Source organism: Vibrio mediterranei, from assembly GCF_900088415.1.
GTDB lineage: Bacteria > Pseudomonadota > Gammaproteobacteria > Enterobacterales > Vibrionaceae > Vibrio > Vibrio mediterranei.
In genome coordinates, this window is sequence record NZ_FLLQ01000004.1 from 205,070 (window position 1) to 218,348 (window position 13,279).

Annotated in this window: 11 protein-coding genes; 5 read left to right on the top strand and 6 right to left on the bottom strand. The window is 43.8% G+C overall.

The window, feature by feature from the left end:
* Positions 1 to 67: 67 nt before the first annotated feature.
* The 4 genes from cmoB to VME0621_RS13455 all read left to right on the top strand — a co-directional run bounded on the left by cmoB (position 68) and on the right by VME0621_RS13455 (position 4,484).
* A complete protein-coding gene (gene cmoB / locus VME0621_RS13440) occupies positions 68 to 1,045 on the top strand; it encodes a tRNA 5-methoxyuridine(34)/uridine 5-oxyacetic acid(34) synthase CmoB (protein WP_062460287.1) in 978 nt (325 codons plus the stop codon).
* A 158-nt stretch (positions 1,046 to 1,203) separates the two neighbouring features.
* On the top strand, positions 1,204 to 1,938 hold the full coding sequence (locus VME0621_RS13445; protein WP_038230100.1) for an ATP-dependent zinc protease family protein: 735 nt from the start codon (positions 1,204 to 1,206) through the stop codon (positions 1,936 to 1,938).
* Between the two features lie 53 nt (positions 1,939 to 1,991).
* On the top strand, positions 1,992 to 3,497 hold the full coding sequence (locus tag VME0621_RS13450; RefSeq protein WP_006075034.1) for an inactive transglutaminase family protein: 1,506 nt from the start codon (positions 1,992 to 1,994) through the stop codon (positions 3,495 to 3,497).
* 3 nt (positions 3,498 to 3,500) lie between these two features.
* Positions 3,501 to 4,484: an alpha-L-glutamate ligase-like protein gene (locus VME0621_RS13455; protein WP_006075033.1), complete on the top strand. Its 984-nt coding sequence runs from the start codon at positions 3,501 to 3,503 to the stop codon at positions 4,482 to 4,484.
* A gap of 116 nt (positions 4,485 to 4,600) precedes the next feature.
* On the opposite strand, the gene VME0621_RS13460 is transcribed toward VME0621_RS13455, so the two are convergent.
* The gene (locus VME0621_RS13460; protein WP_062460289.1) at positions 4,601 to 6,718 is read right to left on the bottom strand and encodes a methyl-accepting chemotaxis protein; all 2,118 of its coding nucleotides are present in this window, start codon (positions 6,716 to 6,718) and stop codon (positions 4,601 to 4,603) included.
* 176 nt (positions 6,719 to 6,894) lie between these two features.
* Here VME0621_RS13460 and xthA point away from each other — a divergent pair, with 176 nt between their 5' ends.
* Positions 6,895 to 7,701, top strand: coding sequence for an exodeoxyribonuclease III (xthA, locus tag VME0621_RS13465; RefSeq protein ID WP_038230093.1), 807 nt, complete (start codon positions 6,895 to 6,897; stop codon positions 7,699 to 7,701).
* Positions 7,702 to 7,988: 287 nt separating this feature from the next.
* Here the strand turns inward: xthA and VME0621_RS13470 are convergent, their stop codons facing one another.
* The 5 genes from VME0621_RS13470 to VME0621_RS13490 form a co-directional block, all read right to left on the bottom strand.
* Positions 7,989 to 8,672 carry an ABC transporter permease gene (locus VME0621_RS13470; RefSeq protein WP_006075030.1) on the bottom strand — a complete coding sequence of 228 codons (684 nt, stop codon included), beginning with the start codon at positions 8,670 to 8,672 and terminating at the stop codon, positions 7,989 to 7,991.
* Positions 8,673 to 8,674: 2 nt separating this feature from the next.
* Positions 8,675 to 9,415 (bottom strand): ABC transporter permease, encoded by a 741-nt coding sequence (locus VME0621_RS13475; protein WP_038230091.1) that lies wholly within the window; start codon positions 9,413 to 9,415, stop codon positions 8,675 to 8,677.
* 121 nt (positions 9,416 to 9,536) lie between these two features.
* Positions 9,537 to 10,307 carry an L-arginine-binding protein AotJ gene (gene aotJ, locus VME0621_RS13480; protein WP_031494603.1) on the bottom strand — a complete coding sequence of 257 codons (771 nt, stop codon included), beginning with the start codon at positions 10,305 to 10,307 and terminating at the stop codon, positions 9,537 to 9,539.
* Positions 10,308 to 10,398: 91 nt separating this feature from the next.
* Positions 10,399 to 11,169 (bottom strand): ABC transporter ATP-binding protein, encoded by a 771-nt coding sequence (locus VME0621_RS13485; RefSeq protein WP_062460291.1) that lies wholly within the window; start codon positions 11,167 to 11,169, stop codon positions 10,399 to 10,401.
* A gap of 440 nt (positions 11,170 to 11,609) precedes the next feature.
* A complete protein-coding gene (locus VME0621_RS13490) occupies positions 11,610 to 13,034 on the bottom strand; it encodes a hypothetical protein (protein WP_062460293.1) in 1,425 nt (474 codons plus the stop codon).
* Positions 13,035 to 13,279: the final 245 nt, after the last annotated feature.

The following is a 13,279-nucleotide window of genomic DNA, read 5'->3' on the forward strand; positions in this document are numbered from 1 at the left end:
GCATTACGACCATTACCTAGATATACCATTAGCGAGATATCGCTAAGTTTAAAAATTAGAGAATCCAATGTTTAATTTTGCAGACTTCTACCAACTTATTGCTCAAGATACACGCCTACAGCCATGGCTTAATGTGTTGCCTCTGCAGCTGACTGACTGGCAAAACGCTCAGCATGGCGATTTTGATCGTTGGTTAAGAGCCCTAGCAAAGATTGATGTGGGTCAGCCTGATAACGTAGAGCTGAAAGACAGTGTAACTATTTCAAACTCTGAGCCACTGCCCACTGGCGAAATGAAAAAGCTCGAGAGCTTACTTCGTACTTTCCACCCTTGGCGTAAGGGTCCGTACCATGTTCATGACATTCATATTGATACTGAGTGGCGCTCTGATTGGAAATGGGATCGCGTGCTTCCACATATCTCACCGTTAAAGAATCGCTCTGTGCTGGATGTCGGCTGTGGTAACGGCTATCACATGTGGCGCATGCTAGGTGAAGGTGCACGTCTATGCGTGGGCATTGACCCATCACACCTATTCTTGGTTCAATTTGAAGCGATTCGCAAAATGATGGGCAACGACCAACGCGCTCATTTACTGCCATTGGGTATTGAACAGCTTCCTGAACTGCAAGCGTTTGATACGGTATTCAGCATGGGTGTGTTATATCACCGCCGTTCGCCGCTCGATCATCTTATTCAACTAAAGAACCAGTTGGTACCGGGTGGCGAGCTGATTTTAGAAACCTTGGTGATTGAAGGTGATGAGAATGCAGTCCTAGTACCGCACGATCGCTACGCTCAAATGCGCAATGTTTACTTTTTCCCGTCAGCACGTGCACTGAAAGTTTGGCTCGAGAAAGTTGGCTTTGAAAATGTACGTATCGTTGATGAGAACGTGACGACAATCGGTGAGCAACGAACCACTGAATGGATGACACATAACTCGTTACCTGAATATCTAGATCAGAACGATCCTAGCAAAACTGTCGAGGGCTACCCTGCTCCTCGTCGCGCTATCTTAATTGCTGATAATCCAAGCAATTAATCAATCGTAAGTGTTGTATACGTCTCACTTTATCGAGTTTTGACATGACGTTTATAACTCTAACGGAGCTCTGACAATAGGGAGTATCAAACTCCCTTATTGATCAGCTAAAATCCATACCACTTCCTGTTCCATTATTTACTGTTTTAGGGTTTAAGATGTACAAACGCTTGGCACCACTTGTCGCCATCGGTTTACTTTCCGGCTGTTCCACTATTAATCACCAAGAACTTCACCAAAGTACACTCACTGCAATCGAAAAATCTGAGCAGCGTCTCGAGAATAGACTCACCAATATCGACCTGCAGTTAAGCAACCAAACCGACTACATTGATAGTTTGGAATCTGAAATCATCGCACTTACCGAGCAAGTAAAAGTACTTGAAAGTAATCAAGCGGCAGGATTAGAAAAAATCGATGAGTCTAAGCCTCTACCTGCTATTGTCGCTGTACCTTCAATTTCTAACCCTGTCATTTTGGGCTCTGTTGAAAAAGTAAAACTCGATGTTTTAAAACAAACCTTCGATGCACGTGTCGACACAGGTGCAGCCACATCTTCATTAAATGCTGGTGATATTCAAGCATTTGAGAGAGATGGAAAGCAATGGGTGAAATTCCATCTCGTTAATGACAAAGTCAAAGAGCAGGAAAAACGTTGGATTGAAGCCCCTGTACTCCGATACGTTAAAATACGCCAATCTACCAGCGATGAAATGGAACGTAGAGCTGTAGTTGAATTGTGGATCCGTGTAGGAAAAATCCATGAAAAAGCGCAATTTACACTGGCGGATCGCTCGCAAATGACCCACCCTATACTACTAGGAAGAGAATTTATCAAAGATATTGCTTTAGTGGATGTAAGTCAGCAATATATACTTTCATCTAACAAATAAATCTCTTTTGAATAACACTTTCAGGGAAAGCAATTACAATAATAAGGTTGTTTATGACTTCACGTATTCCATTTTACCTATCAGTAGGCTTACTGATTGCCGCAGGTATTGCGCTTAGTGTCATCAGACACGAGACGTACGGCGTTCCATGGACTCCAGGTGAAACTCGCCAAGTCTGGGATATCGAAGCTAGAGTTGAATTTAACGCCATTGGCAAGCCCGCCAAAGTTTCTTTAGCGGCACCTTATACTCAAGAAGGCTTTACACTCATTGGAGAGTCAGCATCTTCACCAGGTTACGGTGTTTCGTATGTTGATTCTGATGCAGGACGCCGAGCAGAGTGGTCAATCCGCCAAGCCCAAGGTCCTCAAACCATCTACTACAAAACTCAATTTCTTGTTGATGACCAAGCGCTTGCTAACTCGACACCTCCTACAGAAGAAATCATTAAACCGACCTTTGATGGTCCAGAAGAAGCCGCTGCTATTGCCCTCGTAGAACGCGCCACCTCTCGCTCTTCTGACAATATCACTTTCACTCGAGAACTTATCAAGGCCCTGAACGATGGTGATAGCCAAAACTCGGCGCTCATTCTGAACAGCATGACTAAGTTGCAAGCAGCCTCTAAGCTTCTTGCGTATGCTGATGTCCCAAGCAAAGTTGTCGGTGTGATTGAATTAGAAGATGGTCGTCGCCGTCAATCCAGCCAACAAATGTTGCAAGTTTGGGATGGCAAAAAGTGGCAAATTTTCTCTCCGGAAACAACCGAAGGTAAAAAACAACAGAACCTATTGGTTTGGGATGAGTCTAACGTCTCTTTGCTTGATGTCGTCGGTGGTAAAGACAGTAAAGTTCATTTCACCATGATTTCGCAAGAGGTATCCCCTCAAGAAGCAACAAACAGTAAAGTTGATGCTGACGGTCTTCTTAACTTCTCTATTCATAGCCTGCCTCTCGAAGAGCAAGCCATGTTTAAGACCATCATGCTAATACCAATTGGTGCCTTGATTGTTGTATTCCTGAGAATACTGATTGGCCTGAAGACCTCAGGTACTTTCATGCCAGTACTGATTGCCGTAGCATTCGTTCAAACACAGTTAGTCACCGGTATTGTCGGCTTCTTGCTGATAGTGGGTACTGGTCTGGTGATCCGTAGCTATCTATCTAAACTCAACTTACTATTAGTTGCCAGGATATCAGCGGTTATCATCACCGTTATTTTGATTATTTCAGTCTTTACCGTCGTTGCCTTCAAGATTGGTCTCACCGAAGGTCTGTCGATTACCTTCTTCCCAATGATCATCCTGTCTTGGACAATCGAACGTATGTCGATTCTATGGGAAGAGGAAGGTGCGAAAGAGGTTGTACTGCAGGGTGGTGGCTCACTACTTACAGCGGTTCTGGTTTATCTTGCGATGACCAACCCATATGTACAGCATCTGACGTTTAACTTTATCGGTCTGCAATTGGTTATCCTTGGCGGTATCCTAATGCTAGGTACTTACACAGGCTACCGTCTGACTGAGCTACGCCGTTTCAAACCTCTAACGGAGGACTAATTTATGCTACGAAAGCTAACCAGTCCTTTTAAGTTACGTGAACGCGGTATCATGGGTATGAACCAGCGTAACCATAGTTACATTGGTCGCTACAATGATCGTTCTAAATACCCGTTGGTTGATGACAAACTTAAAACCAAGATCATCGCAGAAAAAGCTGGCGCAACCACGCCAGCCTTGATTGGCGTTATTCGAAGCCAAGTTGAAGTTAAAACCATCCACGAGATGGTCAAAGACTGGCCAGGATTCGTAATTAAGCCTGCTCAAGGCAGTGGTGGTAAAGGTATCTTGGTAGTCACAGAGCACAAAGATGGGGTCTACACCAAACCATCTGGTTCTACCATTAACAAAGAAGACGTTGAACGCCATATCAGTAACGCGCTAGCGGGACTGTTCTCATTAGGTGGTAAGAACGATGTAGCGGTGGTCGAAAACCTCATCAAGTTTGATGATTGCTTTGAAGGCTTTAGTTACGAAGGGGTTCCTGACGTTCGGATCATCGTATTCCAAGGTTATCCAGTGATGGCGATGATGCGTCTTTCTACATCTGCATCCGACGGCAAGGCCAACCTTCACCAAGGTGCAGTAGGTGTTGGTATCGATATCGCTACCGGTAAAGCGGTTAGAGCGGTTCAGTTTGACCAACCTGTAACTCACCATCCAGACACTGGCAAAGAGCTTGCAACGCTCGCAGTACCTCACTGGGAACGACTCCTCACTCTTGCCTCTAGTGCTTATGAGATGACAGGCCTTGGCTATATGGGTACGGATATGGTGTTAGATAAGGAAGAAGGGCCAATGGTGTTGGAGCTTAATGCTCGTCCTGGTCTTGCGATTCAAATCGCCAATGGAAGTGGCATCTTACCGAGACTGCAGCACATCGAATCGTTAGGCGAACCAAACCCGTTCACCTACCCTTCTCCAGAAGAGCGCGTTGCCTATGCGGCTAAGATGTTTGGGCACGTTAATGGGGAAGAAACGTCATAACTTTTCCTTGATGATGTCTTTTCTGCACTGACTTCTGTCTTCGCTGAATTATTAAAGTAAAACGCGACCCATTAGGTCGCGTTTTTTGTTATTACCGTTATGTTCAGTTGGAGCAGTTACACCTTGAATTGGCTCATCAACCCTTGTTGCTCGCCAGAAAGCTGGTTAATTTCTTTGCCCACTTTTTCTGAGTCTCCCGCCTTCTCTAAGATTTGAGCACTTAAATCACGAATGTTACTGACGTTTTGATTAACTTCCGCCGATACAGATTGCTGCTCTTCTGCTGCCTTAACAATCTGGCTATTCATATCGTTAATCGCAGAGATAGACTCGAAGATGCTGCTCAGTGCTGCCACGGCTTGCTGAACATGCGTCGCCGTAGAATCTGCAAGTTGTGACCCTTCTTGAATCGCGCTCACCACATCGCGTGTTCCTTTCTGTACACGCTCAATTACTTCTTGGATTTCACCGACCGAATCATGAGTACGACTTGCTAGGCTTCTAACCTCATCTGCAACTACCGCGAACCCACGACCTTGTTCCCCTGCTCGCGCTGCTTCAATGGCGGCATTTAGTGCCAGTAAGTTAGTCTGCTCGGAAATGCCTTCAATGACCGCAAGGATCTCTGTGATATTAGCGTTGTTCTTCGCTAACTCTTCTACCACCGGAACGGTAGCTTTCATCTGTTCAACCAAACGAACCATTTCACTGGCTGACAGTTCAACGACTTCCTGACCTTGGCTAGCAGACTCATTTGCTGACGCCGCAGCTTGCACCGCAACCTCAGCATTTTGCACCACGAGTGACGCCGTTTGTGTCATCTCTTCTGACGCAGTGGCAACGAGGTCAACTTCTCTAAATTGAGCTTCACTGCTCTCTCGTGTCGCTACCGCTGTGGCATTGGCACTTTCAGCTGTACCAGCAATGCGTTCAGTGGTTACGGCAACTTGTTGGATTGTCGTTTGCAATTTTGCTAAAAATGCATTGAATTGCTCTGCAAGCTGACCTATCTCATCGCCCGATTTGACTTCCAAACGCTGCGTTAGGTCTCCCTCTCCACTGGCAATATCTTCGAGACGTGTAACTACCTCTCTAATTGGCTTAACTAGACGTAGCGACATTAAAGCGATGATGACGAGCCCTACAATAACAAAGCCAGCACCCACTAAGACTTCAAATACAATTCCTTCTTCTAACTGCTTAGAGATAATGCTATCAAGCTCAATAGCATCACTGAGAACGCTGCTACGAGGCATATCAAAGAACACGCCCCATGTTTGATTAGCAATAGTGACTGGATTAAACACCGTTAACCACTGACCATCTGCACTCCATTGAGCGCTGGCTTCTTCTCCAAACATCAGGTCTGTAATCTGCTCTGACGATAAAATGGCGCTTTGATAAGGAGAGCCAACTTTAATACTCGAATCATCACTGGCAATTACACTTTCATCGAGGCTGATGATGTTCACATGTCCACTGCCATTAAAGAGGCTGGCATCTGACTCCATAACAGTATTGGCAAGCTCAGTCAGTTTAAGGTCGATACCTAAAAAACCAATTAACATGTTATCGACTTCAATTGGAATTGATAGCGATGAAGTGAGATGTTGCTGAGCACCAATAGTACTGAGTCGTGGGGTACTGACACACGATGCTTCGGTAGCGAGAGGACAATAGAAGCGCTCTCCATCTTCTAAAGCGTCAAGCTTACGCTTAGTTAGAACCGTACGGACGGCATTTTCGCCCGTCTCGGTGATTTGCCAATACGTCGCAAATTGTCCAAGCTCATTAGAACCAACATAGTCGGCTCCTTCATAGTTTGAATCTTCTCCATCAAGCATGTTTGGCTTAAATACTAAGTATGCGCCTTGAATAGAGGGAAACTCGATAACGGCCTGTCGAATCATTTCATCTAGTGCCGTTCGCAGGTCTTCACTGGGGACGAAGTTTTCTTCCGCGTTATACTTTTGGAACTTAGCGTTAGCAATCAACATTTCTGCGCGGTAAATCGCTTCATTGAAGTAATCTTTGACTTCTCGTGCGTTAATATCCGCACGGGCCTCAAGTAACGCTTGTGATTTTTCAACCACCGATTCGGAACTGAGTGTCTGAATTGCTTTTTGGCTGTTGATGGCGTTATAGAGTGAAAAGCCTATCAAAGCTATGGAAGTAAATAGCAAGCAACAGCCTGCTAACACCGTGATTTTCCACTGCACGGAAAGAGTTCGCATAGTACATCCTTTTTGCAAACGTGAGCCAGTATGTTTTTTTATCGACGTATTGTCGTTTTTATTTAGCGATTTATTACATCATTTTTACATCTCCACCTCAACTGAAGCGTTGTACGTTCAGGATGCTCAATGCTAGTATTTTGACCCTGATATAAAAATCACAGGATTAGTGAGAAATGAAAGTCATCAGTTTTAATATCAATGGCCTACGCGCTCGACTTCATCAACTTCAAGCTTTGATTGATAAGCACCAGCCAGACGTCATTGGTTTACAAGAAATCAAAGTTCATGACGAGGCCTTCCCAGTAGAAGCGGTAGAAGCTATGGGCTATAAAGTCTATTTCCACGGCCAAAAGGCACACTATGGTGTTGCTATGCTTTGTAAGCAGGAACCTATCTCGGTCCAAAAAGGCTTCCCTACCGACAACGAAGATCATCAAAAACGTATGATCATGGCAACATTCGAAGATTCGAATGGCGACAAAGTGACCGTGTTAAATGGCTACTTCCCTCAAGGGGATAACATTAGCCATGAGACCAAGTTTCCTTATAAAGAAACTTTCTACAAAGATCTGATGACCTATTTGAATGACCACCATAGTAATGATGAGAAGCTTATCGTTATGGGTGACATCAATATCAGTCCAATCGACCTAGATATCGGCATCGGTGAACCAAATCGCAAGCGCTGGCTCAAGACTGGTAAGTGTTCCTTCCAGCCAATTGAACGTGAGTGGTTACAAACCCTACTAGACTGGGGCTTCGTGGATACATTCCGTCAGCTGCATCCAAACGTCGATGATCAATTCTCATGGTTTGATTACCGCTCTCGCGGTTTCGATGATAATCGCGGCCTACGAATTGACGTGGTATTAGCAACGAAGAGTCTTGCTGAAACGTGTTCAGAAGCAGGTATTGATTACGAACTACGTGGCATTGAGAAGCCATCTGATCACGCGCCAATTTGGTCTGTGTTTGGCTAAACCAAGCACTGGTTTGCGCTCTTATAACGTCATTCCTGCCTAGAGCAGGAAACTGCCCAAAGCGCGCACCTAGTCCCAAAAAAGTCCACTACACCACAACGGTAGATCCCTGACATTTGCTAGCGCAAATTCAGGGATGACGTACGCCTTAGTTAACGTCTAACTTCCCGTCATTCCTGCCTCAGAGCAGGAACCTACCCAAAGCGCAGTGAAAAAATCCCCGATGATCACTTTTGCAACAATCGGGGATAATAATTCTAATTATTCTTTCTTGAGAAATAACTACATCACTGTGACTCTAGTGGTCTCATATACGCTAGGAATCGCTTCTCTGCTTTCTTAAATACCCAAAGAATAATGAAGGTCAGTCCCATATAGAACAAACCTGCGGTCAGGAATGATTCAAATGGCGCATAGTAACGAGAGTTCACTAGGCGAGCAGCACCGGTTAAATCCATAATAGTGACGATACCAGCTACCGCCGAACCGTGAAGCATAAAGATAACTTCGTTACTGTACGCGGGTAAGGCTCTGCGTAATGCGCTTGGCAAAATAATGCGACGATAAGTCTTCCAAGGACTCATTCCATAAGCTTTTGCAGCTTCGACTTCACCTTTTGGTAGGCCATTTATCGCACCGCGGATAATTTCTGCCGTATACGCTGATGTGTTAAGTACAAACGCGACTAACGCGCAGAACCATGCGTTTTCCCACAGCGTATCTTTGACAGGGAAGAATTGGTCCATGCCGTAGTAAATCAAATAAAGTTGAACCAACAGTGGCGTACCACGGAAGAAATAGATAAAACCCCACGATGGTAAACTGAATAGATAGTTTGTGCTGTTTCTAGCTACCGCTAAAGGTATTGCTACACACAAACCAATCACAAGGGCTAGCGACACCAACCATGCGGTAGTCCAAAGGCCGTCCAGATAGACTGGGAAACTTTCTACTATCAATGAAAAGTCCATATCTACCTCACATGAATACTAAATTTGCGCTCTACCAGCTTTAAGAAACCGGTTGAGATGCTGGTGAACAGTAAGAAGATAATCGCCACCGACATATAGAAGGTAAATGGCATCTTGGTTGAGCCCGCCGCTAATGAACTCACGCGTACCATGTCTTCTAGTCCAATGATGGAGACAAGTGCAGTTGTCTTAAGAAGTACCAGCCAGTTATTACCAAAACCCGGTAAAGCATGTCGAATCATTTGAGGTAGAAGTATACGTCTAAATGCTAAGACAGAGCTCATACCATAGGCCTTCGCTGCTTCCATTTCACCTTTATCAACGGCCATGATTGCACCGCGGAAAGTTTCGGCCATGTAAGCACCAAAGATAAATCCGATAGTTAATACCCCTGCAACGAATGGAGATACATCAATATAGTCAGGTAAGTATGAAGTCCACTCATGGTTCGGGTCGCTGGACATAAACCAGTTGTTAAGCCATTCGTTGACGGCGTACAAACTGTTATTGAGCAGTATTTGTCCACCAAAGAAGATTAGCATCATTAAAACGAGATCTGGGATGCCTCGAATAATGGTAGTGTAAAGTGTCGCTATCGCACGTGCCCACTTATAGGGAGCAAGCTTAGCGAGCGCGCCTAACATACCTAAGAGCATAGCAAGCAATAGCGAAAGTATTGCCACTTCTATGGTCAGTACGGCCCCTTTTAATATTGAGGCTTCATATCCTTGTAAATCGAGCATAGTTCCTTCCAACAGCACAGCAAATTTGTTGGTAAGTCATACTAAAAAACACCTGTGACACGCTTTTTAGTAAAAGGGCCTGAGACTAGCTCAAGCCCTTATCGTTATTTAAGCTAAGTGATTAGTCGCCGTATACATCGTAATTGAAGTATTTAGCTGCAATCTCTTGATACTTACCTTTCTCACGTAGAGATTTGATAGCCGCATCAAGTTGCTTAGTTAGGTCTTTGTCTTGTTTACGAACTGCGATACCCATGCCTTCACCAAACCACTTAGGATCTGTCAAAGAAGGGCCAACGAACTCGTACGCGTCACCGCCATCTTTATTGATTACACCTTCTTCAAGTGCTGATGCATCACCAAGAACAGCAACGATACGACCGTTTGCTAGATCTAAGTACGCTTCATCGAAAGAGCCGTAACGAACGATTTCCACTTGGTCACCGTAGTTATCTGTTAGGTACTTGTCGTGCGTAGTTGCACGCTGTACACCAATTTTCGCACCATTTAGGTTATCAAAGTCCAAGCCAGCGCCTTTCTTAGCGATAAACTTGTTAGGGATTTGTGCGTATTTACCAGTAAAGTCAACTTTCTTCTTACGCTCTTCCGTAATAGACATTGCTGCGATGATTGCGTCATATTTACGCGCCAATAGTGAAGGAATGATGCCATCCCAATCTTGAGGAACGATCACACACTTCGCTTTAAGCTCTTCACATAATGCGTTTGCCATATCAACGTCAAAACCTTTTAGTGAACCGTCAGCTTCCGTCCAGCTAAATGGAGGGTAAGCACCTTCAATACCAAAGCGCACAGTTTTCCATTCCTTAGCTTGTGCTACCCCAGTTGCCGCCGTTGCAGCAAGTGCTGCTACCATTAACCACTTTTTCATTTCCATACTCCTGTGATTGAGATTTTTGTTATTAATGTTGTGTTTGTTTGATTTTTCTCGGAACCTAGGTTCCGACACGCCACCCTCTATATTAGTAGATGGATGAGATAAATTGTTGTAAACGTTCAGATTCAGGGTTAGTGAACAGTTTGGCGGGATCGCCCTGCTCTTCAACTAGACCTTGGTGTAAGAACATCACATGATTTGAAACGTCACGGGCAAACGCCATCTCGTGAGTCACTACCAACATGGTGCGACCTTCTTCCGCAAGATCTTGCATTACACCCAGTACTTCACCCACAAGTTCTGGGTCCAAAGCCGAAGTTGGCTCATCGAAAAGCATAACTTCAGGCTCAACCGCCAGTGCACGAGCGATAGCAGCACGTTGCTGCTGACCACCAGAAAGGTGTCCTGGGTAATAATCTTTGCGCTCATACAAACCTACTTTTTTCAAAAGCAGTTCTGCATTTTCAATAGCTTGAACTTTAGGCACGCCCAGAACATGAACGGGTGCTTCAATAATATTTTCCAGCACCGTCATATGAGACCACAAGTTGAAACCTTGAAATACCATAGCCAAGCGAGAACGGATTCGCTGAACTTGTTTTTCATTGGCAGGAAGAGACTCACCCGAACGATTGCGCTTCATTTCGATTAACTCACCGTTAACCCAAATTTCGCCCTCTGTGGGTGTTTCAAGAAGGTTGATACAACGAAGAAATGTACTTTTTCCAGAACCAGATGAGCCAATAATCGAGATGACATCACCTTTGTGTGCAGAAAGGGAAATCCCCTTTAAAACTTCATTTTGACCAAAGGTCTTGTGCAGTTCTTTTATGTCCAGCGCTGGTACATCATTCATGCGCTTGTGCTCCCTGTATATTATTGACTGCTATGCCTATTGTTAGAGGCGAAAGGTACTCCGACCTTTTATTTGTTCGATACAAGCTAGCACTACAATGTACAGTTTGCAACAAACTATTAACCTGTTTTCATTCTTAACACAGCGATTGTATCTGACGATTTATGCAATTTAAAGAGTTTATAACTTATAATTGTGAATAATCTTTACTGGATGCTGCGCATTTAGTCATTGATGATTTTTTATTCTTCCGGTGCTTTTATTGCGCAAATGTTACATAAATCAACTGTGATTTAGACCTTATCTCTGCCAACAAGTTAAATGCCGGGATATAAGCCTATCTAATGGCACATTAGTAAAGATAATGAACTAGTTGAGTGTTTTGATAGTTAGATCAAAAAAGCCTCTCAGTGAGAGGCTTTTGGACAATATGTTTTTATCTAACGCTCTATTACTTCATATTGCAAACTTGCATTTTTCTGCTTGTCGATCAGAGACTCGGAAGGTAGAGCCACTACCGAGACCTTATCTACAAAAGAAGAAGTCGACCCAGGGTTGTTGTATTTGTTCATAGCAAATTTAGTAAATGACTCTGTTAGATCGTCTTTACTCAAAAAGAATGATACTTCAGGCGCCAATCCGTCTATAGGCTTATATGCATCATTAATATTGTAGTTCGGTATCACTGTTTCACTATTATTAGGAACCTTCGCATAAATAGTGTGCTTTGAGTTTGCGGAGACTTCAAAGTAGCTGCGTTGGAAACCATTATCATTGCTATCGACTGCGTTTTGTGTATCAACGACACAACCGGAAGCACAGCTATTTATTTGAGGGGTTATTCCTGTTGAAATTGTTGCGTTTGTCAACGCTACTTCTGTAACCACTTGGTTAGCATTTACTGGTGTGTTCGATAGGATGCTCCAACCGGCTTCTTGCCCCTCTAATAAAAAGCTATAGCCCAAGTCATCTAACACTAATAGGTCCAAAGTCGACTGGGATATTTCTTGCCATTTAAACATGACACTGTCGCTAAACGCCAAGGCAAAGCTGCTACCTAAAACCTGTGTTCCGGATATAGCCCAGTTTAGATCGATGGAAGAAGTTAGAGTGTCTAAGGCTACAGAACCTGGTGAAGAGGCTGAATCCGCAGTAAGTGTCCCTGCTGTAACCATCTTAGCAGCAACAACTTTTCCAGCATGCAAACCGGTAAACATTACCTGTTCATTATTACTTGTAATTGGCATTTCCGTCTTTATGTTAGCGGTACTAGACTCATATCCATCTATGTATGTTTCATAGGAGTATGCATCAATGGTGAGCCCTCCATCACTAGAACCTAACGAGGCTTTCTTTAAGTCTCCCGAAGAATTAAGTTTATTGCTCGTATAGCAGCTTGCTTGATTTCCTTGTAAAGATTCTACGTTGATTAACAAGTCTGATAGTAGTTCTTTTTGAATGGATAGAGAGTGAAGAACGGGGCTAGAACTAGAACCTAAATTATCAATTACGGTTACATAACCACCATCTTGAACATCGTTAACCGTAAACGTTAGCCTTCCATCGCTTCCGAGCTTACTCGAGAGATCTTTATTGAAACTGCCGTCAGCATTATAAGTGTGAATATCTATATTTCCCGATGCTATCTTCGCATAATCCACGTTACCGTCACTGTAGCTTTTGAAAATCGTTGGACTTGCGCAACTAATTGTGGCTGGATCTTTATTCACTTCCATTTGTATAAACTGAAATGTGTAAGATTTTGGACTTGGTGTTGTAGAACCGCCACCGCCGCCACCGCCACCACAACCAACCATTGCACCCGAAATTGCTGCAACTAACGGCAACATTACTGCTTTTTTCATCGTTTGTTCCTAACCCGTACGTAAGCGGCAACAAGTTGCCGTCTCTATATCATTTTCATAGTTATCGCAATCTCCATGCCAACTCCGTTAACTAACCGAGCAACCAATACTTATTGATAAAAATGATGTTGTTCATAAAATTTTCATATTGAAAGTCGCTTACGCTCACTGTTAATAAAGTGCGCTGATTCAAACAACTGTTGTAGTTTTCTTTCACATTTTTTCTTAAAGTGATCAAGATCAAT

Coding starts and splice junctions, on each gene's coding strand:
- xthA (WP_038230093.1), top strand. CDS start 6,895: ATGAAAGTCATCAGTTTTAATATCAATGGCCTACGCGCTCGACTTCAT.
- VME0621_RS13450 (WP_006075034.1), top strand. CDS start 1,992: ATGACTTCACGTATTCCATTTTACCTATCAGTAGGCTTACTGATTGCC.
- aotJ (WP_031494603.1), bottom strand. CDS start 10,307: ATGAAAAAGTGGTTAATGGTAGCAGCACTTGCTGCAACGGCGGCAACT.
- VME0621_RS13490 (WP_062460293.1), bottom strand. CDS start 13,034: ATGAAAAAAGCAGTAATGTTGCCGTTAGTTGCAGCAATTTCGGGTGCA.
- cmoB (WP_062460287.1), top strand. CDS start 68: ATGTTTAATTTTGCAGACTTCTACCAACTTATTGCTCAAGATACACGC.
- VME0621_RS13475 (WP_038230091.1), bottom strand. CDS start 9,415: ATGCTCGATTTACAAGGATATGAAGCCTCAATATTAAAAGGGGCCGTA.
- VME0621_RS13460 (WP_062460289.1), bottom strand. CDS start 6,718: ATGCGAACTCTTTCCGTGCAGTGGAAAATCACGGTGTTAGCAGGCTGT.
- VME0621_RS13485 (WP_062460291.1), bottom strand. CDS start 11,169: ATGAATGATGTACCAGCGCTGGACATAAAAGAACTGCACAAGACCTTT.
- VME0621_RS13445 (WP_038230100.1), top strand. CDS start 1,204: ATGTACAAACGCTTGGCACCACTTGTCGCCATCGGTTTACTTTCCGGC.
- VME0621_RS13470 (WP_006075030.1), bottom strand. CDS start 8,672: ATGGACTTTTCATTGATAGTAGAAAGTTTCCCAGTCTATCTGGACGGC.
- VME0621_RS13455 (WP_006075033.1), top strand. CDS start 3,501: ATGCTACGAAAGCTAACCAGTCCTTTTAAGTTACGTGAACGCGGTATC.